We start from the raw sequence: 25583 nt of genomic DNA, 5'->3' as shown, positions 1-25583 counted from the left end.
AGGACAGCCGAAGCAGGGACAGGTCCATGGAAGAGTTGCTCGAACGGGTGGCCGGTGGCGACCGGTCCGCCTTCGAGCTGCTGTACCGCGAGTTCTTCGGGCTCGTCTTCCACACCGTCTTCGCGGTGGTGCAGGACCACGCACAGTCCGAAGAGGTCACTCAGGAGACGTTCCTCGAGCTCTGGGCGACGGCCGCCCGCTTCGACGGAACGCACGGCACGGGCGCCCGGTGGGTCACGATGATCGCGCGGCGCCGGGCGGTCGACCGGGTCCGGTCGGCCCAGGCCGCACGCGAGCGGGACACCCTGATCGCGCGGCAGGCGCTGATCCCGACCGAACCCGACCCGGGCGAGCATGTCCTGGACGGGGTCGAGGCCGGCCGGATCCGGGAGGCGCTGGCCCAGCTGCCGCCGGAGCAGCGGACTCTGCTGACCCAGGCCTACGTCGACCAGGTGACCTACCGCGAAATCGCCGCCACACTGGGAGTTTCGGTCAACACCGTGAAGTCGCGCGTCCGGCTCGCCGCGGCCAAGCTCCGCGGCCTGATCACGCGCTAGGCCAGGATCCCCGCGACGTTCGCGCGGTCCGCGCCGAGGCTGACGTACACACCTGCCCACGCCCGGTCGGCGTCCGACGGCGCGGCGCGGTCGCAGTAGGCCTTGCGGCCGTTGGCGGTGTAATACCGAAGCAGCGGAAGGGTTTCGTCCGTCCGGACCCGCGCCGGGTCGCGGTAGCGGGCACCCGGACCGGTCGGCTGGTGCTTCATGCAGCCGACCGCCTGGTTGCCCTCGTTGTCGAACACCGGCCCGGGATCCGGCGCGGCGGCCGAGCAGGAGACGACCAGGAGACAGCAGGCCAGGGCGAGGGTCGTGCGCATCGTCATCCGTTTCCCGTCGCGGCGCGGACGGCCAGGCCGAGCCCGACCACCAGCACCAGTGTCGCGGTGAGCACCGGCATCCAGCCCGACAGCCGGGCCGCCCGGGCCCGCAGGCGGTCCATGCGGCGCATCGTTTCCAGGCGGTCGCGCAGCCGGACCAGGAGCAGGCCGACGGCGGTCAGCGTCGCCGCCATGCCGAACCCGTACCCGAGCACCAGCAGGACACCGAACCAGGTGCGGCCGAGCGCAACCGCGCCCAGCAAGACGACGAGGGCCGACGGGCTCGGGACCAGCCCACCGGCGACCCCCATCCCGATCAGCCCGCCACGCCCGAAGCCGTGTCCGTGTCCATGCCCATGCCCATGACCATGGCTGTGTCCGTGTCCGTGCCCGTGGTTGTGCCCATGCCCGTGTCCGTGTGCTTCCGCCACGGCTCCGACGGCGACCAGCACCGGCTCCTCGACGACCCGCTTCGCGCGGTTGCGCACCGCGGACACCAGCAGCCAGACGCCGATGCCCGTCACCAGCAGTCCACTTGCGACACCGAGCCAGCTCAGCACGCTCTCCCCCGCGAGCGCGCTCGACCCGCTGATGAGCAACCCCAGCACCAGCACCCCGGCCGTGTGGGTCACCGTCACCGTGGCGCCGACCACGAGCGCATCACGGGTAGAACCCCGCTTGCCCGCGAGGTAGGCGGCGATCAACGTCTTGCCGTGCCCGGGCAACGCGGCGTGCGACGCGCCGAGCACCAGCGACAGCAGCACGGCCAGCAGCCCGACGGCCGGGGTCAGGTCGTCGGCGCCGACGAGGTCGGTGAACGTCCGGGTGACCGTGCCGACCACCGCGTCCAGCGGGCCGAGGTGCGGGGCGACGTCGGCCGCAGCGCCACCGCCGATGCCGGGTTCGACGCGCAGGGTGGCTTCGCGGACGTTCAGCGGGTTGGCCAGCAGGTCGTCGGGATAGGCGCGCAGCTCGTTGCTGACGCTGGCGGTCGGCAGTCCGTCGGCCGGGAGCCGGACGCCGTCGCCGACGGCGGTCATCTCGCGCCAGCCGATCCGGTCGGTGCGGAAGTCGTCGCGGAGCACCAGTGTCGCGGCCCGGTCCAGCCGGGCGGGCGCCGACATCGCGCAGGTGAGCCTGCTCGTGGGGAGCCCCGCCTGCCCCGGCGGGAACTCGAGGGTGCTGGACCGCAGTGTCAAAGCCAGGTTCCCGCCGTCGACCGTGACGGGTGTGGCCGACAGCAGGGCCGCGCAGTCAGCGGCCGCGCGAGTACCAGCCTCGGCGGCACTGACGATTCCGTCGTGGTCGGTGTCGATGGACGGCTTGTCCTGCACGGTCGGGATCTCGGCACTGTCCACAACGGACAGCAAGTCGACCCCGCCGGGACGCAGGGTCAGGCCGTCGTAGTGGTTGACCGTGAAGTTCCCGAGCGGGTGGGCCTCCGCGGCGGGCGCGGCGAGCAACCCGAGCGCCAGCAGTCCGAACAGGACGGCCACGAGCCGTTTCATCGTGCCGCCTTGAGCTTTTCGAGCGCCTGCCGCGCGTCGGGCGCGCCGACCGGAGAGAAGTACGGGTTGATGTCGAGTGCTTCCGCGAGAGCCGCGACGGCGTCGGCTTTGCGGCCCAGACCCGCGAGGGTCAAACCACGGTGGTAGGCGAAGGCGGCGGTGCGTCCGCCGAGGGACGCCGCGCGGTCGAGGTAGGGCAACGCCTCGGCGTCGCGGCCGTTGAGGTGCAGGGCCCAGCCGAGCGCGTCGGCGACGAGCACGTTCTGCCGCCGTCCCCATTCCGCCTGCGCGTGGGTCAGCGCCCCGGCGTTGTCCCCGCGGCTCGCGGCGACGGCGGACGCGGTCAGGTCGTCGGTGACGCCGGCCGCGGCGAAGAGCCGCTGCTGGCTGTCGAGCACCGCGTACTGCTGTTCGGCCTCGGGTTTGCGCCCGGCCGCGACGAGCAGGTCGGTGTACTCCTGCAGGTACTGCGGCAACGGCACCCGGGCGACGATGTCGCGGTAGCCCGCGAGCGCCTCGTCGACCCGGCCGCGCGCGGCGGCGACCTTGGCTTTGCCTTCCAGCAGCGAGACGTTCTGCGCGTCGACCGCCAGCCCCTGGTCGTACTCACTCGCGGCGTCGTCCAGTTTGCCGGAGTTGAAGGCGAGCTCGCCGAGGTAGTAGCGGCAGAACGCGACGTCGCTCGCGCTGGTGGCGTCGGCGACCGCGCGCTGCAGGGCCGCCCGGGCGTCGTCGATCCGGCCGTGCAGCTCGAGGTCGTAGGAGGCGCGGGTGAAGGAGGAGACGCCGGGTTTGTGGTCGAGCATCCGCTGGATCGTGTCGGTGGCCGCGTCGGCCTCGCCGAGCTGGGTCAGGGCGTCGGCGAGCACGCCGTAGGACTCGGCGGTGTCGGGCAACGCGGCTTCCGCGCGTTCGCCCCAGGTCTTCGCGGTGGCGAAGTCGTGCCGGGCGTTGGCGAGCGCGCCCATTCCGATCAGCGCCGCGCCGTTCGCGTCGGGCTGCTGCTGCAAGGACTTCTCGAGCGCGCCCTGCGCCTTCGGGTAGTAGGCGGGGTCGGCGGTGATCCGGGCCTGTTCGACGTAGGCCGTGCCGAGCTGGGCCCAGGTGAGCGGGTCCTGCGGCGCCCGGCGGAGCTTGTCCTGGGCGACACTGATGCTGTGGGTGAGCGTGTCCTGCGCGACCGGGACCGGCGCGGGCCCGGTGGCGGGCGCGGACTGCCCGGCCGAGACGCTCGCGACGAGCGTCACCGCACCGGCGACCAGGACGACGACCGCCAGGATCCGGCGCGGGCGGGTGGAGCGTTCGGACATGCGGAGACCTCACGGCCGGACGCCGGTGACGGGTGCCGAACACCCGCCACCGGCGTCGGTGGACTTATTCGGCCGCGGTCCCGGGACGGCGGCGCAGCAGCCACACGCCCGATCCCAGCAGCACCGCGGCGGCCAGGCCGCCGAGCGCGGGCTTGACCGGGAACGAGGCGCCGGCAGCGGGACCGGCGGCTCCTCCTGACGTGGCACTCCCGCCGACGGCCCCGCCTCCGCCGCCACCGCCCGCGTTCACCGCGGAGTTGTGCGGCAGCGCGACGTACGGGAAGGCGCTCCCGAACGGCACGTCGTTGGCGTTGACCTTGTCCCCGGTCGCGAGCGCCGGGACGATGACGCCGGTCTGCGCGGCGCCTTCGAGGGCCTGGACCTCGATGTCGACGACGTCGTCGGTGAGCCGGCGCCCGTTGGGGAAGCCCTGCAGGTCACCGGCGAGGACGCCGAGCCGGTTCGGGTTCGCCGCGACCGGCACCGCGGTGTTGAGCCGCAGCATCTCCGACGGCGTGAACTTCTTGGCGTTGACGTCGGCGTTGTTCAGCTGCGAGTTGAGATCGGCCTTGATCGGGCCACCGGCCTTGGTGGTGACGCCGGTCAGGAAGATCTCCGCGAGGTCGTTGCGCGGGGTCGCGGGGGCCGGGATCCCGTAGATGGCCTGGATGAGCTTCGGCACCTCGGGGTCGGTGACCCGGCTGACCAGGTCCGGGACGTTGTGGTCCTGGTCCGGGGTGAGCGCGTTGAACTTGTCCTTGAGCCCGGCAGGCACGACGACCTCGTTGACCAGCGGGTTGCCCAGGCGCGAGACCTGGACGTACGGGCCGGCCTGGGTGTCCTTGCCCGGCGTCTTGATGCTCAGCGACTGCCGTTCGGTGTCGCTCCACACGCCGATGACCGGGTTGCGGGTGGCGTTGCCGTTCAGCGCCAGCGCGGACTTCGGGACCTGCAGCGCGATGGTGTTGACGTTGTACCCGCGCAGCGTGTCCTGGCCGACCTCGGACAGGTTGCCGCCGTAGAGCAGGTCGAAGACCCGCAGGTCGAGGAAGAAGGAGTCGTCGGCCTGGCCGGCGAAGCTCTTGCCGCCGCCGGGCAGGTTCGTCACGGCCTGGTCGCGCAGCGCGCCGTAGTTCGGCATCGACGCGGCACCGGTGTTCGACGGCGCGGTCTTGCCCGAGCGCACCAGGCTCTTCGAGCGGCCGTACTTGTCGATGACGTCGAGGTTGTAGCTCTGCCGGAACAGCAGGTTCTCGTCGTCGAGGGAGGTCACCTGGCCGTTGTTGTAGAGGAAGGTCGACTTGCCGCGGCGGTCGTCGGTCTTGAACGTCCAGCGGTAGGTCAGGTCGGGCTTGGCGTCGCCGTCGCTGTCGATGTTGATGTCGTAGTGGGCGTCGGTGGCCCAGGGGTAGAAGTTCGGGCCGCCGTTGGGCTCCTCGAACGGGTACCAGTTGGCGACCAGCGTGACGGTGTCCGGCTTGTCCGGGCTGACGAAGGCGTAGACGTCGGTGTTGTCGACCGGCGGGTCGCCGGCGATGAGCGGCGCTTCGCGGTGGCTCGAGGCGGCGGCGAGATCGGTTCCCAGGCCGACCAGCGCGCTCGTGAGCACCACACTCCCCACCGCGAGCAGGGAGAGGCCCACACGCCGGGTCCGGCGGGACGGGAGCTGTACTGGCATGCAGCAGACCTTTCGCAGACGGCACCGTCGCCGGCGCCGTTCCGGGTCGCTCCCGCCCGATGCGGAAACAGTGCCCTCGCTCTCCCGTTTTCCGGGCGAGCACGAACCATTCGGAGACGTCCGCGGTCCGGTTCACCACCGAACAGGTGAAACCGGAAAGGCATTGCTTTCAGCCTGTTCATCTGTCTAGGGTCGCAGATATTCCGCTCACCAACTCCCCGGACGCGAGGCGGCCATGAACACCATCCCCAGCGCCTCCCCCACCGGCGGCCGCACGCTGTCCCGCCGCGACTGGCGGTCCATCGCCGGCATGGCCACGGTCATCCTGGCGCTCAACCTGGTCGGCTGGGGTGTGCTCGGACTCGTGGTCGCACCACAGCACTACGCACTGGGCTCCACCGGCGTTTTCGGCGTGGGTCTGGGGGTCACGGCGTTCACGCTCGGCATGCGGCACGCCTTCGACGCCGACCACATCGCCGCGATCGACAACACCACCCGCAAGCTGCTCGCCGAGGGAAAACGGCCGCTTTCGGTCGGTTTCTGGTTCTCCCTCGGGCATTCGACCGTCGTTTTCCTGCTGTGCCTGTTGCTGTCACTGGGAATCCGGGCGCTCGCGGGTCAGGTGACCGACGACGGATCGGCGTTGCACCAGGCGACGACGCTGATCGGCACCTCGACGTCCGGCGTCTTCCTGTACCTGATCGCGATCGTCAACCTTGTCGTCCTGGTAAGGATCCTGCGGGTCTTCCGCGACATGCGCGGCGGCGATTTCGACGAGGCCACACTGGAGCTTCAGCTGAACAAGCGCGGCTTCATGAACCGAATCCTCGGCGGTGTCACCAAAGCCGTCCGCAAGCCCTGGCACATCTATCCGGTCGGTGTCCTCTTCGGACTCGGGTTCGACACCGCCACCGAGATCGGCCTGCTCGTCCTCGCGGCAGGCGCCGCGGCGTTTTCCCTGCCCTGGTACGCGATCCTGGTGCTGCCGATCCTGTTCGCGGCCGGCATGACCCTCTTCGACGCGGCCGACGGGTGCTTCATGAACTTCGCTTACGAATGGGCGTTCGCGAAGCCGGTGCGCAAGATCTTCTACAACATCACCATCACCGCGTTGTCCGTCGCGATCGCCCTGATCATCGGGACGATCGAGCTGCTGTCCATCCTCGTGCCCGAGCTCGGCATCACGACCGGCCCGCTCGCGGCCGTCGCCGAGGTGGACCTGGACCACGTCGGTTTTGTGATCGTCGGGCTCTTCGTCGGCACGTGGCTGGCGGCGCTCGCGATCTGGCGATTCTGGCACGTCGAGGAAAAGTGGTCACGCCCCGCGACGACGCCGGAAAGCTGACCGGTTACGGCTCGCCGGTCCGGGCGGGGACGTACTCGTCGAGCCGCCGGGCCAGCACCCGGCGGCTGAGGGCGGCCGGCTCGAGGCCCGCTTGTCCCCCGGGCCCGCCCGCCGCGGCCGCATCGAGGAACGCCCGCACTTCGCTCGGCGGCGGCACGAGCTCGTCGCCCGTCCACCTCGCGACGACGTCGGGCTCTTCGCTGGGCGCGGTCTCGATCGCGACCGTCCAGCCGCGGCGTTCGCTCCACAGCAGCATCACGTCGTGGTGGGGCCGGCCCGGCCACGGGCGGGACAGCCCGAGGTAGGCCGTGGCCGTGTCGCTGATCTCCACCGTCGTGCCTTCCGCGGGGACGCCGATCGCGGCGGCCACCGCCTGCACGTACGCACCGAGCCCGCGCTCCAGCGCCCGGATCAGGTCCGGTTCCGAGGACTCCATGTCCGCCACGGTAGCCGCGTCACCCCGGCCGCGCCGATCCGGCCGCGGTCAGACCGCCTCGCCCAGCAGGCCGTGCAGCATCGTCGCGATCGTGCGGCGATCGGTGACGCCGAGCTTGCCGCGGATGCGTGCCATGTGGTGCTCGACGGTCTTGCCCGAGATGTGGAGCCGTTCCCCGATCTCGCGGTAGGTGTGCCCCTCGACGACCAGTCGCCCGATGTCGCGTTCACGCGGGGTCAGCGCAGGCAAGGCGGACGGGCCCGGTGTGGCCGGCCGGCTGGTGACCCCGGAGGAGAAGCGTTTGGCGGCCCGCAGCAACGTCACCATCGCGGTCCGGTCGGTCGCGCGGATCGCCGCCTGCCCGGCCAGCCTCGCGGCGTCCCACCGGAGCCCGGCGCGGTGCAAGCGCTCGGCGCCGGCCAGCACGGCGCCGGGGTCGACCGCGCCCTCGACGACGGCGAGCCACTCGGCACCGGCCGCGGCCAGGGCCGGCGCCGGACGTCCGGTCGCCGCGGTCAGGGGGTGCAGGGCGTCGCGGGCGATCTGGTGGTCACCGGCCAGGACCGCGGCGTGGAACATCGACCAGTTCAGCCACGTCGACCACAGCGGCGGCGAGCCGAGCCGGTCCAGCAGCGCCACGGCACGAGCCCGGTGCGCCGTGACGCGGGCGCTCTCGTCCACCCGCGCCGCCGCGACGAGCAGCTCACCGAGGGGCAGCAGCGTGAACAGGTCGACCGGCTGGCGCATCATCGCGTCGTAGGCCGCGGGCCAGACCGTACGGACGGCGTCCGGGGTCTCGCCGCGCCGGGCCAGCCCGAGCTCGAGGGTGCGCAGGAAGAGCTCGTCGCGGGGAGCCAGCTCGACGTCCAGGCCGTGCACGGCCGCCCGGTGGGCTTCCGCGGCGGCGAGGTCGCCGCGGAGCATCGCCGTCCAGCCGAGCAGGAGCGTGTGCCGTTCGCCACCGGTGGCGCGGGTGAGGACGCCGTGCGCCAGGTCGAACTCGGCCGTGTGCACCGCCACCAGGGCGGCGAGCGCGGCGGGCGAGTCCGGCAGGAGGTGCCCGGCGCCGGCGGCCGCCGCGGAGTCGGCCGCGGCCAGGAGGGTGGCCAGCGCGGCCTCGGCCCGGCCCGTCACGGACTCCCGGATCCCGTCCAGCAGCTGCCCGGCGAGATGGCCGTGGGCCGGGAGCGGCGTCCCGGTCTCTGGCGCGCCGGGCCTGTCCTCGCCGAGCGCGAGGCCGGCGAGGTCCGCCAGCCGGCTCGCCCCGGGCTCGCCCGACCAGCGCAGGAGCTCGGCGCCCCGGGCCAGGTCGCCGCGGCGGGCGATGACGGTCCCCGCGACGACCGCGCCGCGAGTCCGTTCTTCGGGGATCTCGGAGGTCAGGAGCTCGTCGGCGAGCCGCAGCGCCGTGCCGGGCCGCCCCGACCGCACCGCGGCTTCAGCCCAGCCGGCGGCCAGCCGCGTCCGGGAGCTGCCGCCCCGCGCCGCGGCCGCGTAGAGGTCGGCGGCGAGCGCCGGCTCGCCGGTGAGCACTTCCGCGGCCGCCGCCTCGAGCCCGGCGCGGACGGTCTCGCCGGCGGCCCCCAGCCGCAGCAGCTCGCGGGCGACCGGCAGCACCGGCCGGCCGGCGGCCAGCAGGACGTCGAGCATCCGGACCAGCACGGTGAGCGCGCGGTCCACGCCGACGTGGTCCCGGACCGCCCGCGCCGTCACCGGCGGCACGGTGTCGTCGGCGGCCAGGAGCCCGGCGGCACGGACCTGGGCGACCACCGCGGAGACGTCGTCGCGGTCCTGGTCCAGGGCCGCCGCGAGGACCTCGAGATCCCGGCTGCCCCCGGCGCCGGCCGCCACCAGGTAGGTCAGTCCCGGCTCGCCGAGCAGGTCCAGCCGGGCGCGCAGCTCGTCGACCAGTTCGCCGGGACCGGACGCGCGCAGCCAGCGGGTCACCAGCCGCGGCACTCCCGCCGTCGCCCGGTGCAGGGAGGCGGCCTGCTCGGGCGGGACCGCACGACCGAGCACCCCCTGCGCGAACCGGGTGATGTCGGCGACGGTCCACGAGGTGAGCCGGATGTGCCGGACCCCGGGGCCGACCAGCCCCGCGGCCAGGGACCCGCTCGCCCCGGGCGTGTGTGTGAGCACCAGCCGTGGCGTGCGCCCGGCCAGGCCGGCGAGGGTTTCCCGGGCGGCGCCGGTGAGGGTGTCGGCGTCGTCGAGCAGGATCGCCGCACCGGCCGCGGAGGTGTCCCCGGCGAGCTCGTCACGGCCGATCACGGGCACGCCGGCTGCGCGGTAGTGCCGGGCGATCGCGCCCAGCAGCGTCGACTTCCCGTGTCCGGGCGGGCCGGCGAGGATCACCCGGACCGGGTCGGCGGGACGGGTGTCGACCCCGGTCACCAGGTCGTGCAGCTGCGCGGGCAGCAGCTCCTTCATGACGGCCGGCACCTCCGAACGCGGTGATCCGCTCTGGTCACCCGTACGGGTTCGAGCCCACGCGGCACCACAGATGGGAGTTCGGGCCCCCGTTCTCGGGAAGAGACCCACGCCACACTCGGGGTCGATCCCCTAACGGGTGATGCTTCCCCCTCAGGGATGACCAAGATCGTGGCTAGGCGTCAACCCCGATGTCGCCCGGCCGCGACCGCCCTAACGTCGGGGAGGTCGGTGATCGCCGACGTCCCCCACCAGAGAGCCTGATCCATGAACCCGGCGCAGTCGCTGTACGAATTCACGCTCAACCTGCTCAACGACCCGTCCGCCCGCGGCGCCTTCGGCAGCGACCCGCAGCAGACGCTGAACGACGCGGGCCTCGGCGACATCTCCGGCGCCGACCTGCACGACATCCTCCCGCTCGTGCTCGACTTCGCCCACGTCGGCAACCTGGGCGGCGAGAACGGCCTGAACCTCGACTCGATCACCACCGGCCAGGCCGGCGCCATCGAGCAGCTCCAGGCCCTCACCCAGAACCTCGCGCTCGGCGACGCCACCTCCGAGAACAACGTGCTCGGCGCGGTCAGCGGGATGACCGCCCTCACCCAGAACATCACCGACCCGTTCAGCGCGGCGGGCGACCTCACCAGCGGCATCGATCACGTCGGTGGCGGCCAGCTCGACCCGGTCACCGCGGTCACCGGCGCGGTCGGCGACGTCACCGGTGGCGACACCACCGGCGCCCTCGACCTCACGTCCGGCCTGGAGCACGTCTCCGGCGTCACCTCGGGCGTCGACGGCGCCCAGGGTGTCGGCTCGACGATCGGCGACCTCACCGGTTCGCTGGGCGTGGGCACCGGCCTCGAGCACACGATCGGCGACGTCACCGCGCACGGCGTCGGCGACATCGCGAGCCACGCGACCGGTGTGACCACGCACCTCGGCGACATCTCGCACAACGGCACCCTCGGCGACGTCACCAGCCACGTCGGCGACATCGCCTCGCACACCAGTGGTGTCTCCGACGTCCACGACGTCGTCGGCAACATCGGCGAAGGCGCCCTCAGCGGCAACATCGGCGCCGACCTGAGCCACCTGTCCATCGGCTCCGGCAACGACGTGCACCTCCCCCACTGATCCGGCGTGGGCCTCCCGGTTCGCCGGGAGGCCCACCGTCCGCTGAGGCATGCTGAAGACCATGGTTACTGAACGGTTCGAAGTGCAGCGCCGGATCGCGGCGACCCCGTCGAAGATCTTCGGGGTGCTTTGTGATCCCCGGGGCCACGTCGCGATCGACAGCTCGGGCATGCTCCAGTCCGCCGACGGCGAACCGGTCCGGGCGGCCGGCGACGAGTTCGTCGTCCACATGGACCGCGAAGCCCTCAACGACTTCCCGATGGGCAAGTACGACGTCACGGTGATCATCACCCGCTTCGAGCAGGACGCCCTGATCGAATGGACGATCTCCGGAACCATCCAGCCCCCGATCAAGCACCTCTACGGCTACCGGCTCGAAGCCGACGGCGCGGGCACCCTGCTCACGTCGTACTACGACTGGAGCGAGATCGACCAGCGCTACCGCGAGAAGGACATCTTCCCGGTCATCCCCGAAGCCGCGCTCCGGGCCACGCTCGGCATCCTCGCCCGGACCGTCGAATCCGGCACGAGGTAGCTCAGCTCCGCGGGTTCGGCCGGGTCAGGCCGAGGTCGTAGGCGAAGATCACCGCCTGGACCCGGTCCCGGGCCCCCAGCTTCGCCAGCACCCGGCCGACGTGGGTCTTGACCGTGGACTCCGACAGCACCAAGCGCTCGGCGATCTCCCCGTTGGTCCACCCGTTGCCGATCGCGACCAGGATCTCCTGTTCGCGTTCGGTCAGCGACAGCCACCGCGGATCCTCGGGCGGGCCGGCGCTGTCGGCCGGGAGCCGCTGGGCGTAGGTGTCGAGGAGCCGCCGGGTCAGCGCCGGGGCGATCACGGCGTCACCGCCCGCGACCGCCCTGATGCCGGCCAGCAGCTCTTCGGGATGGGCGTCCTTGAGGAGGAACCCGCTCGCTCCGGCGCGCAGGGCGGCGTAGGCGTACTCGTCCAGGTCGAAGGTCGTCAGGACGAGCACGCGGGACCGGCCACCGGCGGCGAGGATCTGCCGGGTGGCTTCGATGCCGTCCATGCCCGGCATGCGGATGTCCATGAGGACGACGTCGGGACGGAGTTCCGCCGTCCGGCGCACCGCTTCGGCTCCGTGGGCGGCCTCGCCGACGACTTCGGTGTCCGGCGTCGCGTCGAGCAGCATCCGGAAGCCGAACCGTTGCAACGGCTGGTCGTCGACGATGAGGACGGTCGTCACGGCGCACCCCCGGGCGAGACGGCGATCGGGGTCAGATCCAGGACGGCTTGCACGGCCCACCCGCCGCCGGGAGTGGATCCGACGGTGACGCTGCCGCCGTAAAGGGCCGCGCGTTCGCGCATCCCGGCGATCCCGTGCCCTTCCTCGGGTGGCTCGGCCCGCTTGGGGCCGTCGGGCGGGCCGGTGTCCTGGACGCCGATGCGCAGGACGCGCCCCTCGGCGGCGACCGAGACGTCGATCCGGGTGCGCGGCCCGGCGTGCTTGAGCGCGTTGGTGAGCGCCTCCTGGACGATCCGGTAGGTCATCAGCTGCACGCCGCGGTCGAGCGTGGCCGGCTCGCCGGCGGACCGGAGAAAGATCTCCGGTCCGGCCGCGCGGATCCGCGTGCAGAGCGCGTCGAGGTCGCCGATCCCCGGCTGGGGGTTCAGCTCCGGGGCGTCCGCCTTCTCCCGCAGGACGCCCAGCATGCGCCGCAGTTCCCCCAGTGCCTGGCGGCCCGCGTCGCCGACCAGCTCGAGTGCCTGCTTGCTGCGTTCGGGGGTGACGTCGGCCGCGTACGCGCCGCCGTCGGCCAGCGTGATGATGACCGACAGGTTGTGGCCGATGATGTCGTGCATCTCGCGGGCCATGCGGGTGCGTTCGGTGGCGGCGGCCAGCCTGCTGCGCTGGTCCCGCTCGATCTCCAGCTGCCGCGCGCGGTCGCGCAGGCTCGCCAGCTGGGCCCGGCGGATCCGGACGGCCAGCCCGAGCGCGACGGCCGCGGTGACCGCGGTGAGCAGGAAGAACAGGGCCTCCCAGAACGACACCGCGCGCGATACCCGGGCAGCCACCGGCAACAGGAGCGTGACCACGCCGGCACACGCCCACGGCAGGTGCCGCAGCCGGCCGTGCAGGGTGACGCTGTAGAGCGCGACGAGCAGGGCGACGTCGGCGCGCAGAAACACCCCGAGCGACCACTGGACGACAAACGCGGCCGCGACCAGGCCCAGCGCGACCACCGGCGCCCGGCGCCGCCAGAGCAGCGGCAGCAGCAGCCCGGCCTGCAGGGCGAGGGTGCCGGCCGCCGGCAGGTGGGCGAAGGTGAGCCGCAGCTCCTCGGGACCGCGCCCTTCGTCGTGCGGGACCAGGTCCGGCACGCAGAACAGCAGGAACAGCCCGGCGATCACCGCCAGGTCCAGCACCCACGGGTGGCGCCGGTCGGCCTGCCGCAGCCGCTGGCCGTACCCGGTCAGCCGGGCGACCAGCGGCGATCCGGTCCACGGCAGCACCGCGGCGGGGAGGTCGTCGGGCACGGGCGTCACCTGCTCATCGTCGCGGAAAACCGCCGGCGCGGCACCAGGGCCGCGCCGGCGGCGGGGGTCAGGCGTCGGATCGCGCGAGCCGGTAGGCGGCGCCGCCGAGCGCGAGGACCGTCCAGCCGGCGAAGACCAGCAGCCCGGCCACCGGCGAGAGCGTCGTGGCGTCGTGGGTCAGGGCGAACATCGCCTGCCCCGCGTTGCTGGGCAGGTACGGGCTGATGTCGCCCTGCCACGACGCCGGCAGCAGCGAGATCAGGCCCGGGATCAGCATGAGCGCGCCGACGAGGACCGAGATGCCGCCGGCGACCGAGCGCAGCAGCGCGCCGAGCGCGACCCCGATCACGCCGACCAGGCCCAGGTAGAGCCCGGTCCCCAGCAGGCTGCGCACGACGCCCGCGTCCGACAGCGACATCGCCGCGGGCGTCCCGGCCACGATGGCGTTGCCGAAGACGAAGGCGACAAACGCGCCGACCGTGCCGACGAGCAGCGCGACCAGCCCGAACACGGCCGACTTGGACCACAGCACCGGCAGCCGGCGCGGGACCCCGGTCAGCGTCGAGCGGATCATGCCGGTCGAGTACTCGCCGGCGGTCACGAGCACGCCGAGCACACCCAGCGCGAGCTGCGCGAAGTTCGTGCCGAACAGCGACAGGCTCAGGGCGGTCGCGTGCGCGAAGTCCGGGTCCAGCCGCTCGCCGGAGCCGATGTTCGACTGGTACCGCGCGGCCGAGATCAGCCCGAACGCGACCAGGAACACCAGGCCGAGGCCCAGGGTGATCCAGGTGGAGCGCAGGGACCACAGCTTCGTCCACTCCGAGCGCAGGACGTGCCGACCGGTCACCCGGTAGACCGGGCGGACGGCGCGGGCGGGGGCTTCCGGGGTCAAGGTGCTCATGCCGCCCTCCCGAGCGCGTCGATGCCGGTGGTGACGCCGTGGTACTCGACGGCGTCGCGGGTCAGGTCCATGAAGGCCTCCTCGAGGGAGACGGTCCGGGCGGACAGCTCGAACAGGGCGATGCCGTGCTCGGCGGCCGTGGTGCCGATGGCGCGGGCGGAGAGGCCCTTCACCTGCAGCTCTTCGGAGCCCGTGCGGCCGGCGATCTCGACGCCGGGACCGGCGAGGACCTCACGCAGGCGTGCAGGGTCCGCGGTGGCGACGTGGACGGTGTCGCCGCCTGCGTCGCGGACGAGGTCGTGCACGGTGGTGTCGGCGAGCAGGCGGCCGCGGCCGACGACGATGAGGTGTTCCGCGACCAGCGCCATCTCGCTCATCAGGTGCGAGGAGACGAACACCGTGCGGCCGTCGGCGGCGAGCCCGCTGAGCAGGTTGCGGATCCAGAGGACACCCTCGGGGTCCAGGCCGTTGACCGGCTCGTCGAGCATGATCGTGGCCGGGTCGCCGAGCAGCGCGGCGGCGATCCCCAGCCGCTGGCCCATGCCGAGGGAGAAGCTTCCCGCGCGCTTCTTGGCCACCGACTGCAGCCCGGTCAGCTCGATCACCTCGTCGACCCGCCGCCGCGGGATGCCGTGGGTCTGGGCCTGCGCGAGCAGGTGGTCGAACGCCGAGCGTCCACTGTGGACGGACTTCGCCTCGAGCAGGACCCCGACCTCCTGCAGCGGCGAGGTGTGCTCGGCGTAGCGGCGGCCGTTGACCGTGACCGACCCGCTGGTCGGCGCGTCCAGCCCGACGATCATCCGCATGGTGGTGGACTTGCCCGCGCCGTTGGGCCCGAGGAACCCGGTGACGGTGCCCGGCCGGACGGTGAAGTCCAGGTGGTCGACCGCCGTCTTCTCCCCGTACCGCTTGGTCAGCTGGTGTGCTTCGATCATCGCTCATCCCCTGGATCCGCGGTCCGGTCACCCCGGCCCGTTCGTCCCCCACGGTAGGAACGGAACCGCGCCGGAACGTCGTACCGAGGGCGGGAATCCGGCGCGGCGCGTGGTACCGCGGTACCACTTTGCCGTTCTCGAACCTCGCGCCAGCAGTCCGCTTCCGCGCCGGGTCCTAGCGTGCGGGAGATGGCAGCGCAGGGAGAACCCATGTCCACAGCCACGCCGGTCCGGCTCGTCTTGGCAACGCTCCTCACGGCGGCGCTCGCCGCGTGCGGCAGCACCGCGTCACCGGGACCGGCTCCGACCTCGGCCGGCCCGGTCTCCGGCGGCACCTCGGCGAGCGGGGCGGCGGAAACCGAGACCAAACCCGCCGGGGACATCCCCGACAACCAGGCCTACGTGCCGTTCGCCCCACCCGGCGGCGGTTTCACCGTCAAGATCCCGGAAGGCTGGGCCTCCTCGCCCCAGGGCGCCACGACCACCTTCACCGACAAGCTCAACCAGGTGCAGGTGACGGCGTCCCACGTCGGCGCGGCACCGACGACGGCGTCGGTCTCCACCACCGACGTCGCGGCGCTGAAGGGGAAGACCCCGAACTTCGCCATGGGCCAGGTCTCGACCGTGACCCGGGCGGCGGGGCCGGGAATCCTGCTCACCTACCAGGGTGACTCCGCGCCGAACCCGGTCACGGGCAAGGTGGTGCGCGACGCGTTCGAGCGCTACAGCTTCTTCCGGGCGGGGCTGCGGGTCGACCTGACCCTGTCGGGGCCGGCGAACGCCGACAACGTCGATCCCTGGAAGATCGTCACCGACTCCCTGCAGTGGTCGTGATGGACACCCACGACTGGTCGACCCCGGCGCTGCGGGCCCGGGACCTGTACCGGTTCTTCCGCGCCGGCGACGACGAAACCCTGGCCCTGCGCGGTGTTTCGCTGACCGTCGCACGCGGCGAAACCGTCGCCGTGGTCGGCCCTTCCGGCTCCGGGAAGTCGACGCTGCTCGCCTGCCTGGCCGGCCTCGACGAACCCGCGGGCGGCAGCGTCGAAGTCGGCGGTGAACGCCTCAGCCACCGCCCCGAAGCCGTGCGCGCGAAGATCCGCGCCCACCGGATCGGCGTGCTGACGCAGTCCCGCAACCTGCTTCCCCACCTCGATGTCCGGGGCAACGTGCAGCTGGCTCGCCGGGCCTGGCGGCACACCGGTTTCCGGCCGTCGGTCGCCGAACTGCTGGACCAGGTCGGTCTCGGCCCTCGCGCGCGAGCGACACCCGCGCAGCTGTCCGGCGGTGAGCTGGCCCGCGCGGGCCTGGCCGTCGCACTGGCGAACGAGCCGTCCGTGCTGCTGGCCGACGAGCCCACCGGCGAGCTCGACGGGCACACCGAACGGGAGATCCTCGACCTGCTCCGCGTTCGCGCCAGCCAGGGCGCCGGGCTGCTGATCGTGACCCACAGCGCCGAAGTCGTGGCCATCGCGGACCGGGTGCTCACCATCCAGGACGGGGTGGTGGCCGCGTGAGCACCGAACCGTTCGTCGTCTGCGACGAGGTCGCCCGGACGTTCGGCGCCGGCCCGTCGGCGGTCGTCGCCGTGCACGGATCCAGCTGCCGCGTCGACGCCGGAGCCCGCGTCGCCATCGCCGGGCCGTCCGGCTCCGGGAAGTCGACCTTGCTGCACCTGCTGGCCGGGCTGGAGACGCCGACCAGCGGCACCGTCCGCTGGCCCGCGCTCGGTGAGGCCGCGGACCTCCCCCGGCATGTCGGAGTCGTGTTCCAGAGCCCCAGCCTGATCCCGGCCCTGGACGTCCACGAGAACGCCGCGCTCCCGCTCGTCATCGCCGGTGTCGACGAACCCGAACGGGGCCGGCGTGTGTCCGAAGCGCTTGCCCTGCTCGGCATCGACGACCTCGCGGCCAAGCTGCCCGAAGAGATCTCGGGCGGCCAGGCGCAGCGCGTGGCGGTCGCCCGGGTGCTCGCCCAGCGGCCGCGGCTCCTGCTGGCCGACGAGCCCACCGGACAGCTGGACCGGGCCGCGGGCCGGCGGCTGATGGACGCGGTGCTGACCGTCGCCGACCGCCTGGCCGCCGCCCTCGTCGTGACCACCCACGACGAAGCCGTGATCGACCGGCTCGAAACGCGCTGGACCATGCACGAAGGCCGGCTGCACACCACTACTCCGCGGGCGGTGCCGTCATGATCACGCTCTGGCTGGGCGGGCTGCTGCGGCGGCGGGCCGGACGCCTGCTGGCCACGGCGGCCGGAATCGCGCTTGCCGTCGCCCTGACCGCCGCGCTGGGCTCGTTCCTCGCGTCCGCACAGGCCACCATGACGGCCCGGGCCCTGCGCTCGGTCGCGGTGGACTGGCAGGTCGAGGTCCAGCCCGGCGGCGATGCCCACGTCGTGCTGCAACGGCTGCAGGAAACGCCGGGAACAACCGGGATCCGCACCGTCCACGTCGTGCCGACCACCGGGTTGCGCGCCACGGCAGACGGCACCACGCAGACGACCGGACCCGGCGTGGTGCTGGGGATTCCGCCCGGCTACGCGGACGCGTTCCCCGGCCAGGTCCGGCTGCTGGCCGGCTCGCCCGACGGCGTCCTCATCACCCAGCAGACGGCGTCGAACCTCCACGTCCGCCCGGGCGACCAGGTCCTGGTCGGGCTCGGCAGCACCGCATCGCGGCCGGTCACCATCGGCGGTGTCGCCGATCTCCCGCAGGCCGATTCGCTCTTCCAGAAAGTCGGGGCACCACCGCAGTCCCAGCCCAGCGCGCCGCCGGACAACGTGCTGCTGCTTCCCGAGGCCACGTTCGCCGGCCTCACGGGCGAGGCCGGCGCGCCCGTCCCGGTCACCCAGTTCCACGTCCGGCGGGACGCACCCGCCGCGCACGATCCGGCGACCGCATTCCAGGCCGAGGTCGCCGCCGCGCACAACTTCGAAGCCCAGGTCTCGGGCGCGGCGCTGGTCGGCAACAACGTCGGCGCGGCTCTCGACGCAGCACGCAGCGACGCGGCGTACGCCCAGATGTTGTTCCTCTTCCTCGGCCTGCCGGGCGTGGTGCTCGCCGCGCTGCTGACCAGCGCGCTCGTCGAGGCCGGCGGTGATCGGCGCCGGGCCGAGCAGGCCCTGCTCCGGACGCGCGGCCACACCCGGCGGACGGTGCTCGCCATCGCGGCCAGCGAGGCGGCGTTCGTCGCTGTCGTCGGCGGGGTCGCCGGGCTGGTCGTCGCGGATCTGGCCGGCCGGCTCGCCTTCGGCGCGGCACCGGAAGGCCGGAGTGTGGCCTGGTACGCGATCGCGTTCGCGGCCGGGCTCGTGATCACCACCGTCACGGTGCTGGTGCCCGCCGTCGTCGGGCTGCGGAGCCGGACGGTCGCCCAGGGGCGGCAGGTGATCGGCGCGCATCGCTCGCCGTGGTGGGCCAAGGCCGGGATCGACGTGCTGCTCATCGCCGCCGCGCTCGTCGTGTTCTGGGCTTCGAGCGGCAACGACTACTCGCTCGTGCTGGCGCCGGAAGGAGTCGCGACCATTTCGGTGTCCTACTGGGCGTTCCTCGGTCCGGCCTTCCTGTGGCTGGGCGCCGCGGCGTTGCTGTGGCGGCTGACCACGCTCGCGCTCAAGCACGGACGGGGCCCGCTCGGCCGGCTCCTGCGACCGCTGTCGGGCCGGCTGGCCCTGCCGGGTGCGGCGGGCCTGGCCCGGCAACGCCGGCCCTTGGCCCGGGCGATCGTCCTGCTCGCGCTCGCGTTGTCGTTCGCGGCGTCGACGGCGGTGTTCAACAGCACCTACCAGCAGCAGGCCGAAGCCGACGCCCAGCTCACCAACGGCGCCGACGTCACCGTCACCGAACCACCCGCCGCCCAGGTCTCCCCCGCCGCGGGCCGCAGCCTGTCGGACGTCGGCGGCGTGCGGCACGTCGAGCCCGTCCAGCACCGGTTCGCCTACGTCGGTGCGGATCTCCAGGACCTGTACGGGATCCGGCCCGACACCATCCGGCAGGTCACCGCGCTGCAGGACGGCTACTTCCAGGGCGGGACCGCCGCGGACCTGCTGGCGACGCTGGCCCGCCGGCCCGACTCGATCCTCGTCAGCGCCGAGACGGTCAAGGACTTCCAGCTCTCCCCCGGTGATCCGCTCAACCTGCGGATCCAGGACTCCCGCACCAAGGAGCTGCGGACCGTGCCCTTCCACTACAGCGGAATCGTCAAGGAGTTCCCGACCGCGCCCAAGGACAGCTTCTTCGTTGCCAACGCCGCGTACGTCACCCAGGTCACCGGTTCCGACGCGGTCGGCGCGTTCCTCGTCGACACCGGGGGAAGCGGCCAGCCGGGAGTCGCCGAGGCGCTGCGCGCGCGGGTCGGCACCGACGCGACCGTCACCGACCTCACGCAGACCCGCGCCCAGGTCGGCTCGAGCCTGACCTCGGTCAACCTGCGGGGTTTGACCCGGCTCGAGCTCACGTTCGCCGTGCTGATCGCGGCGGGCGCCGGCGGCATCGTGCTGGCGGTCGGGCTGGCCGAACGCCGGCGCAGCCTGGCGATCATGGCGGTGCTGGGCGCCAGGCGACGTCAGCTGCGCGGCCTCGTGCTGGGCGAGGGGCTGGTCGTGCTCACCGGCGGCCTGCTGGGTGGCGGCCTCATCGCGTGGGGGCTGTCCCGGATGCTCGTCAAGGTCCTGACGGGAGTGTTCGACCCACCGCCGGACTCGGTCGCCGTGCCGTGGACGTACCTCGCGGTGACGGTGGTGGCCGTCGCGGCGGCGCTGGTCGTCGCGGCGTTGACCAGTGCCCGTGCGTCCACGCGGCCCGCGGTAGAGGAGCTTCGGGACCTGTGAGCGGCAATACCGGACCTGTCCTGCTCACCGCGTCGACCGGCCACCAGGCCCCAGGTCCCGGCCGGCGACGACCAGCGCGCTCGCGAACATCCCGAGCACGGCGGACACCACGAGCAGCTCCGGGCGGGCCCCGCTGCCGAACCCGGCCACCACGGCCGCGACCGCCAGTCCGGCCCCGCTGCAGAGCACTGCGCCCCGCAGCCGCCGCCGGCTCGGCACGACGGCGACCCGGCCCAGCCGCCGCACGAGCAGGCACACACGATGGCCGACGAACACGACCGTCGCCCAGTAGTACCCGGCCAGCAGGACGTGGACCGCGCCTCGCGCGTCCTCGGCGAAGGCGGAGTGGGCGAGCCACACCAAGGCCACGACGGCCAGCGCGGGACTCGCACCCGTGCGGGCGATCACCCTGAACAGCGCACTCCAGCGCGTGCCGGGAAGCGGCGACGACAAGATCGTCCCGACGACGATCGGGGCGAGCCAGCCACCGGTGACGATCGGATTCGCCTGCACACCAGGCTGAATCGGCCCGAACGCACGCACCACCAGCACTGAAGCCGTGAGCACCACGGCCAGCGCCGAGAGCACCGAGCGGCTCGTGTGCCCGGGAACCGGCTCCGGCCAGTCGCCGGGCCTCAACCAGCTCTTCACGGCTCCGAGCGCCGTGTCGAACCAGGCGCGAGGTCCGGCCAGCCGGACCTCGTGGACGATCTCGGGTCCCCACCGCCGGCGCATCTCCGGCGGGTAGAGCCTCACCAGCGCTTCGGGCACACTCACGCCGGCGCGCTCCCGAGAGCACGCAAGCCCGCCTGCGCGACCCGGCTCATCTGTTCGAGCTCCGAGCGCAGGGTCTCGCGCCCGGCCGCGGTGATCCGGAGCGTGCGCTGCCGTGGCTCGGGCTGGTCGCCGGACGGCTCGATCAGCAGGCGCGCTTCCAGCCGTGCGAGCGCTCCGTAGAGGCTGCCGGGGCCCAGCCGCGCGCCGGTCAGCGCTTCGATGGCGGTGTTGATCGCGTAGCCGTGCATCGGCTCCGCGGCCAGCGCCGTCAAGACGAGCATCTGAGCGTCCTTGCTGTGCATGGTCACCTTCCCCTCGGGCAGCGTCACTGTACCCGACGTGTAGTACGCATCACGTAGTACGCGCCGTGTACTGTTGCCCGGTGACCGAACCTGCCCCGCGCCGGCACCGGATCCTGCGCATCTCGCTCGTCGTGGTCCTCACGCTGCTCGTGGCCGCCGGCGGCTACGTCGGGTACGCGGCGGTGCGGGCGACCCAGCCGATCTCCTTGCCCGCCCCGACCGGCCCCGCTCCCGTCGGGCGCGCGATCACCGAGTGGACCGACCACGCCCGCACCGATCCGCTCGCGCCGCGGCCCGGGATACCGCGGGCGCTGTCGGCTTGGCTCTGGTACCCCGCAACCCCGGACGCGCGCGGCGCTCCGGCCGCCTACACACCCGGCGCCTGGGCCGGGCTGCACTTCGGCGGAGCGGCGGCCTGGACCGAAACCGGCTTCGACCGGGTGCGCGTCCACGCGATCGCCGACGCCCCCGTCGCGGCCGGGCGGTTCCCGGTCGTCGTCCTCGAGCCCGGTCTCGGCTTCGCCGCGCCCCAGTACACCACGCTCGCCGAGAACCTGGCCTCGAACGGCTACGTGGTCGTCGGCGTCACCCCGACCGACAGCGCGAACCTGACCGTCCTGCAAGGGATGCCCGTCACGGCGACCGGCGCGGGCAACCCGGCCGCGGCCAACGCGGAGAACCTCCACGAGGGCGCGGCCCAGGCAGCGGGCGACCGGCTGGTCGACGTGTGGGCCGACGACGCCCGCTTCGCCGCCACCCGGGTCACGACCGAACCGAAGCTCGCCGGGCACACGGACACCGCGCGCACTGTCTACATAGGTCATTCCTTCGGCGGCGCCGCGGCCCTGCAGGCCTGCCACCGCGACCCGCACTGCGCCGGCGCCGCGGACCTGGACGGAACCCAGTACGGCGACGTCGTCCACTCCGGACTCGACCGGCCGCTGATGATCATCGGCGGTGAGAGCTCCTGTGTGACGGGCACGTGCCGGCCCGCCACCGCCGCGGACCAAGCCGATCAGAACACCGCGACGTCACTGCTGACGGCCTCGACCGGACCGGCCTGGCGGTTCCGCGTCTCCGGCTGCGAGCACTTCAACTTCACCGACTACGGCGCGTACTACCTCGCCGCACCCGCCGAGCTGCTGGTCGCGCTCGGACCGATCGACGGCACCCGAGGACTGGACATCACCGATGCCTACCTCCGCGCGTTCGCCGACCGTGCGACCCGTGGCCGCGAGGAACCCCTGCTCACCGGCCGGTCGCCCTACCCCGAGGTCACGCGTTGAGGACGCCACCGGCGAGCAGGCCGAGCAGGGCTACCCCGACGACGAGCCGGTACACGACAAAGGCCGTGAACGTATGTGCGGCAACGAACTTCAGCAGCCAGGCGATCGCCCCGTACGCCACGACGAAGGACACCACGGTCCCGACGAGCAGCGGCACGACGTCGAGACCGCCGCCGAGGGCGTCCTTCAGTTCGTACAGTCCCGCGCCGGTCAGCGCCGGGATCGACAGGAAGAACGACAGCCGCGTGGCCGCGACCCGGTCGAGGCCGCGGAGCAGACCCGTCGAGATGGTCGCGCCCGACCGCGAGAACCCGGGGAACAACAAGGCCAGGATCTGCGAGGAGCCGACGAGCATCGCGTCGGACAGCGTGCTGTCGGCCTCGGTGCGCTTGCCGGAGCCGAAGCGATCCGCCGCCGCCATGATCGCGCTCCCGGCGATCAACGACGCGGCGACGACCCACAGCGAGGCCAGCGGTCCCTTGACCAGTGACTGGAACAGCAGTCCGGCCGCGACGATCGGCAGGGTCGCAAAGATGACCCACCAGGCGAACTTGTAGTCGAACGCCTGCCGGGCTTCGCGGTGCGCGAGGCCACGGCCCCACGCTCCGGCGATCCGAACGATGTCCTTGAAGAAGTAGACCAGGACGGCGGCGATGGCCCCGACCTGGATCACCGCGGTGAACCCGACGACGGACCGGTCGTCGACGGGAATGCCCATCAGTCCTTCGGCGATCTTCAGGTGCCCGGTGGACGAGACCGGCAGGAACTCGGTCAGCCCTTCCACCACACCGAGGATCACGGACTGTCCGAGGTCGATCATGCTCAAGAAGCTGGTCCTTCACAAAAGGTTGGCAGGCACCCCGGGGTGGGGAGGGGGGATGCCCCGGGGGGTGCCTGCCAAGTCGGGAGGTGGGTTGTGCGATCTTCAGCCGCGGTCGATGCCGTGGTGCTCGAACCCGTCGTCGCCGAAGCCGTGGAGCGCGGCCACGAACAGCGCCGCGAGGACCAGGACCGCCGCGAGCACGGCCAGCGCCACCGCCACCCGGCGTCGGCCGCCCGTGACCTCGGCGCCTCGGCCGAGCAGCACGCCGAGGTCGGCGCCCAGCTGACGTTTCGCCGAGGCGAGAACCGGAGACCACCCGGCAGTCCGGGAAGCCGGGTGGGAACGTCCGGGAAGATCGGCGGTGACCTCGTCGAGCTCGTGCCGGAAGCGGGCCGCGGCGACCCGCGTCAGCCGCTCTTCGGCTTCGTCGACGGTGAGGCGGCCCTCACCCGCCGCTTCGGCCAGGTGCTGCCTGGTGTCTTCGCGCTCGCGGTCCGAGCAGCGGATCGTGTTCGGAGCCCCCTCGGGATCGGTCATGGTGGTCCTGTCGGCTGCCGGGCTTGTGCCGTCACGCTATCCGCTTCCGCGTTCGGCCCCGGCAAGGACGGGGTTAACGTCCAGCAAGAAAACCGCCGCGGCGCGGCCTTCAGCCGAGGCCGGGCAGCACCCGCGTTCCCTCCTCGCGAACAGCCTGCAACGCCTGCGGCCGCAGGCCGAGCAGCCGCAGGATGGTCGGCGCGATCTGGGTCGTGACGACGGGCGCGGCGACCGTGCGCGCTTCGGTTTCGGGGCCGCTCACCACGAGCGGCACCGCGCGGTCGTCCGGCGCGACCCCACCGTGCTCGGCGATCTTCTTGGTGCCGCCGGTGTAGACGACGCCGTATTGCACAACGCCGAACAGGTCCGGCACCCGGCTGTCGCCGGCGCGAACGTCGAAGTAGTGCGCGGCGTCCGCGCCCGCGTACACCCGCTGGAGCCCGGACCGGGTGAACGTCTTGGCCGCTCCGGTGCGGTCGGTGCCGGTTCCGTTCTGTGCCAGCAGATACTGCTTCGCGAAGCCGGTGGCGGCGGCAGACCGGTCGGTCAGCCAGAGGAGCATCGCGTCGTCGTCGGTCGAGTGGGCGACCAGGGCGCCCGCGCCGGGATGGGCGGCCTGCCAAGCGGCGTCGAGTCCGGCCAGCAGTTTGGCGTCGTCGACGCGGGTCAGCGCATTCGGATCGGTCGGCGACTGGCCGTGCTTGGCCGAGAGGATGACCGTCGTCGAACGGTCGAGGTGTGTGCGGCGCAGTTCCGCGACGAACGCGCCGATCCGCGCGTCGACGAAGTCGAGGGCGGCGGCCAGCACCGGCCCCGGGCGGACCCCGCCGGGCAGGTAGCCGCCGGGCTCGCCACCCGAGGCCGGCAGCTTCTGGGCGGTCGACACGGACTGGAAGTTCAGCCCGAACACCGCGGGAGTGCCGACGCGGTGCGCGCGGCTGTGGTCGTAGCCGTCGATCTCGTTGAGGACGGCCTGCGCCTTGTAGCCGTCGTACTGCCGGGTGGCGGCGTTGTCGGTGGTCCAGTCCCCGCTGCCGGCCGGACCGGTGCTGTTGATCTCCGGGGTGAACAGGTCCTGCACGCCGGTGCCGGACGGGCCGTTGAGGATCTCGTAGGCCGGGTGCTTGTCCGACCACGCGGTCCGCAGACCGGCCTGGCGGGCGACCTCGAAAACGGTGTTGACCTTCAGGTACTGGTGCGGCTGCACCGGGCGGCAGGTCCGCGGATCGACCGGCAGCAGTGCCGGGTTCAGCAGTGTCTGCGGGGTTCCGGTCATGCCCAGTATCGAGCCCGGCAGCCCGCCGAGCCCTTGCCCGGCGTCCAGGCGCGTCTGGTCGCGGTCGAGGTTTTCGGTGAGGTCGACCTGCGCACCGGGCTTCACGCCGGCGCACAAGGTCGTGCCCGCCGGCAGCAGGCCGTGGTTGTAGGTGGCGTCGTAGTAGATGCCGGTGGACGCCGGGGTGCCCCCGGTGAGCTGCCCGATCAGCCCCGGGAACGAGTCCGACGGCACCGGGGTGAGCGCGTCGCGGTAGGCGGTCCCCCGGGCCAGCAGGCCCGCCATCGCGGAGCCCGGGTGCTGGGCCGCGTAGGCGGTGAGGTCGGCCTGGTGCAGGCCGTCCACGGAGATGAGCAGGACATGGCGGGAGCTACCGTGCTCGGCCGCGGCTGAAGCGACGGGCGCCGCGACCGGCAGCAGTGCCATCGCGGCGAGCACGACGGTGGCGCGAACTCGTTTCGGGGGCAAGGTTTCCTCCTCGGTGACGCCCGGACGGGCGTTCGGAATCCCACGCCACCGAACCGGCCAAAAGGAGGCTTCCGCTCGAACAGCAGGTGAACTGCCGGTCTTGATTGTCCACAGTGGACATACTGGCGGACACGACGATGGACCGTGACACCACTCGCCCGTTTCGGACAAATGCCCGGTCCCGCGCCGGCGGCGAGCCGGTCGCGGACACGAGCTTAATCTACCTTCGT

At 72.6% G+C, this 25583-nt stretch carries 24 protein-coding genes; 9 read left to right on the top strand and 15 right to left on the bottom strand.

The features are described from left to right. Positions 1-26 precede the first annotated feature (26 nt). Positions 27-557, top strand: a complete 531-nt coding sequence (locus ACZ63J_RS01275; RefSeq protein WP_465400484.1) for a sigma-70 family RNA polymerase sigma factor — start codon at positions 27-29, stop codon at positions 555-557. On the opposite strand, the gene ACZ63J_RS01270 is transcribed toward ACZ63J_RS01275, so the two are convergent. From ACZ63J_RS01270 to ACZ63J_RS01255, 4 genes are all read right to left on the bottom strand, one after another. Further along, on the bottom strand, positions 554-877 hold the full coding sequence (locus ACZ63J_RS01270; RefSeq protein ID WP_465400485.1) for a hypothetical protein: 324 nt from the start codon (positions 875-877) through the stop codon (positions 554-556). The two genes, ACZ63J_RS01275 and ACZ63J_RS01270, sit on opposite strands and share 4 nt — an antisense overlap. Positions 878-879: 2 nt before the next feature. Continuing rightward, positions 880-2385, bottom strand: a complete 1506-nt coding sequence (locus ACZ63J_RS01265; RefSeq protein WP_465400486.1) for a nickel/cobalt transporter — start codon at positions 2383-2385, stop codon at positions 880-882. Further along, the gene (locus ACZ63J_RS01260; RefSeq protein WP_465400487.1) at positions 2382-3695 is read right to left on the bottom strand and encodes a tetratricopeptide repeat protein; all 1314 of its coding nucleotides are present in this window, start codon (positions 3693-3695) and stop codon (positions 2382-2384) included. Before ACZ63J_RS01260 ends, ACZ63J_RS01265 begins: the two co-directional genes overlap by 4 nt. Positions 3696-3759: 64 nt before the next feature. Then, positions 3760-5373, bottom strand: coding sequence for a DUF4331 domain-containing protein (locus tag ACZ63J_RS01255; RefSeq protein ID WP_465400488.1), 1614 nt, complete (start codon positions 5371-5373; stop codon positions 3760-3762). Positions 5374-5608: 235 nt separating this feature from the next. Here ACZ63J_RS01255 and nicT point away from each other — a divergent pair, with 235 nt between their 5' ends. Then, a complete protein-coding gene (gene nicT, locus ACZ63J_RS01250) occupies positions 5609-6718 on the top strand; it encodes a Nickel transporter NicT (protein WP_465400489.1) in 1110 nt (369 codons plus the stop codon). A gap of 4 nt (positions 6719-6722) precedes the next feature. On the opposite strand, the gene ACZ63J_RS01245 is transcribed toward nicT, so the two are convergent. Together ACZ63J_RS01245 and ACZ63J_RS01240 are read right to left on the bottom strand one after the other, a co-directional pair. Further along, positions 6723-7154, bottom strand: a complete 432-nt coding sequence (locus tag ACZ63J_RS01245; protein ID WP_465400490.1) for a DUF6292 family protein — start codon at positions 7152-7154, stop codon at positions 6723-6725. 48 nt (positions 7155-7202) lie between these two features. Next, positions 7203-9584 (bottom strand): helix-turn-helix transcriptional regulator, encoded by a 2382-nt coding sequence (locus ACZ63J_RS01240; RefSeq protein WP_465400491.1) that lies wholly within the window; start codon positions 9582-9584, stop codon positions 7203-7205. Positions 9585-9851: 267 nt separating this feature from the next. On the opposite strand from ACZ63J_RS01240, the gene ACZ63J_RS01235 reads away from it, so the two are divergent. Beyond that, complete coding sequence (locus tag ACZ63J_RS01235; RefSeq protein WP_465400492.1) at positions 9852-10718, top strand: IniB N-terminal domain-containing protein; 867 nt, start codon at positions 9852-9854, stop codon at positions 10716-10718. Between the two features lie 61 nt (positions 10719-10779). Continuing rightward, positions 10780-11253: an SRPBCC family protein gene (locus ACZ63J_RS01230; protein ID WP_465400493.1), complete on the top strand. Its 474-nt coding sequence runs from the start codon at positions 10780-10782 to the stop codon at positions 11251-11253. A gap of 1 nt (position 11254) precedes the next feature. Here the strand turns inward: ACZ63J_RS01230 and ACZ63J_RS01225 are convergent, their stop codons facing one another. The 4 genes from ACZ63J_RS01225 to ACZ63J_RS01210 all read right to left on the bottom strand — a co-directional run bounded on the left by ACZ63J_RS01225 (position 11255) and on the right by ACZ63J_RS01210 (position 15054). Next, positions 11255-11926: a response regulator gene (locus tag ACZ63J_RS01225; protein WP_465313330.1), complete on the bottom strand. Its 672-nt coding sequence runs from the start codon at positions 11924-11926 to the stop codon at positions 11255-11257. After that, positions 11923-13218, bottom strand: coding sequence for a sensor histidine kinase (locus ACZ63J_RS01220; protein ID WP_465400494.1), 1296 nt, complete (start codon positions 13216-13218; stop codon positions 11923-11925). Before ACZ63J_RS01220 ends, ACZ63J_RS01225 begins: the two co-directional genes overlap by 4 nt. A 67-nt stretch (positions 13219-13285) precedes the next feature. Next, positions 13286-14119, bottom strand: a complete 834-nt coding sequence (locus ACZ63J_RS01215) for an ABC transporter permease (RefSeq protein WP_465400495.1) — start codon at positions 14117-14119, stop codon at positions 13286-13288. Continuing rightward, positions 14116-15054, bottom strand: a complete 939-nt coding sequence (locus ACZ63J_RS01210) for an ABC transporter ATP-binding protein (protein WP_465400496.1) — start codon at positions 15052-15054, stop codon at positions 14116-14118. Before ACZ63J_RS01210 ends, ACZ63J_RS01215 begins: the two co-directional genes overlap by 4 nt. Positions 15055-15264: 210 nt before the next feature. Here ACZ63J_RS01210 and ACZ63J_RS01205 point away from each other — a divergent pair, with 210 nt between their 5' ends. From ACZ63J_RS01205 to ACZ63J_RS01190, 4 genes are read left to right on the top strand one after another with little or no spacing between them, the layout of a single operon-like run. Beyond that, positions 15265-15888, top strand: coding sequence for a hypothetical protein (locus ACZ63J_RS01205; RefSeq protein ID WP_465400497.1), 624 nt, complete (start codon positions 15265-15267; stop codon positions 15886-15888). Then, entirely contained in the window at positions 15888-16571 is a 684-nt protein-coding gene (locus ACZ63J_RS01200) for an ABC transporter ATP-binding protein (RefSeq protein WP_465400498.1), read from the top strand. Before ACZ63J_RS01205 ends, ACZ63J_RS01200 begins: the two co-directional genes overlap by 1 nt. Beyond that, complete coding sequence (locus ACZ63J_RS01195; RefSeq protein WP_465400499.1) at positions 16568-17248, top strand: ABC transporter ATP-binding protein; 681 nt, start codon at positions 16568-16570, stop codon at positions 17246-17248. Before ACZ63J_RS01200 ends, ACZ63J_RS01195 begins: the two co-directional genes overlap by 4 nt. Then, positions 17245-19884, top strand: coding sequence for an ABC transporter permease (locus tag ACZ63J_RS01190; RefSeq protein ID WP_465400500.1), 2640 nt, complete (start codon positions 17245-17247; stop codon positions 19882-19884). The genes ACZ63J_RS01195 and ACZ63J_RS01190 overlap by 4 nt, the downstream gene beginning before the upstream one ends. Before the next feature lie 24 nt (positions 19885-19908). Here the strand turns inward: ACZ63J_RS01190 and ACZ63J_RS01185 are convergent, their stop codons facing one another. Together ACZ63J_RS01185 and ACZ63J_RS01180 are read right to left on the bottom strand one after the other, a co-directional pair. After that, a complete protein-coding gene (locus ACZ63J_RS01185; protein WP_465400501.1) occupies positions 19909-20661 on the bottom strand; it encodes a hypothetical protein in 753 nt (250 codons plus the stop codon). Next, positions 20658-20942 carry a PadR family transcriptional regulator gene (locus tag ACZ63J_RS01180; protein ID WP_465400502.1) on the bottom strand — a complete coding sequence of 95 codons (285 nt, stop codon included), beginning with the start codon at positions 20940-20942 and terminating at the stop codon, positions 20658-20660. The genes ACZ63J_RS01185 and ACZ63J_RS01180 overlap by 4 nt, the downstream gene beginning before the upstream one ends. A 101-nt stretch (positions 20943-21043) precedes the next feature. On the opposite strand from ACZ63J_RS01180, the gene ACZ63J_RS01175 reads away from it, so the two are divergent. Beyond that, positions 21044-22249 carry an alpha/beta hydrolase gene (locus tag ACZ63J_RS01175; protein WP_465400503.1) on the top strand — a complete coding sequence of 402 codons (1206 nt, stop codon included), beginning with the start codon at positions 21044-21046 and terminating at the stop codon, positions 22247-22249. On the opposite strand, the gene ACZ63J_RS01170 is transcribed toward ACZ63J_RS01175, so the two are convergent. The 3 genes from ACZ63J_RS01170 to ACZ63J_RS01160 all read right to left on the bottom strand — a co-directional run bounded on the left by ACZ63J_RS01170 (position 22239) and on the right by ACZ63J_RS01160 (position 25311). Then, positions 22239-23069: an undecaprenyl-diphosphate phosphatase gene (locus ACZ63J_RS01170; protein WP_465400504.1), complete on the bottom strand. Its 831-nt coding sequence runs from the start codon at positions 23067-23069 to the stop codon at positions 22239-22241. The genes ACZ63J_RS01175 and ACZ63J_RS01170 overlap by 11 nt on opposite strands. Positions 23070-23174: 105 nt before the next feature. Continuing rightward, entirely contained in the window at positions 23175-23609 is a 435-nt protein-coding gene (locus tag ACZ63J_RS01165; RefSeq protein WP_465400505.1) for a DUF1707 SHOCT-like domain-containing protein, read from the bottom strand. A gap of 109 nt (positions 23610-23718) precedes the next feature. Then, the gene (locus ACZ63J_RS01160) at positions 23719-25311 is read right to left on the bottom strand and encodes an alkaline phosphatase family protein (RefSeq protein WP_465400696.1); all 1593 of its coding nucleotides are present in this window, start codon (positions 25309-25311) and stop codon (positions 23719-23721) included. Positions 25312-25583 lie beyond the last annotated feature (272 nt).

This window comes from Amycolatopsis sp. NPDC104863 (assembly GCF_055582965.1).
Note: the sequence above shows the minus strand (reverse complement) of the source record. Positions and strands in the feature narration are given on the sequence as shown.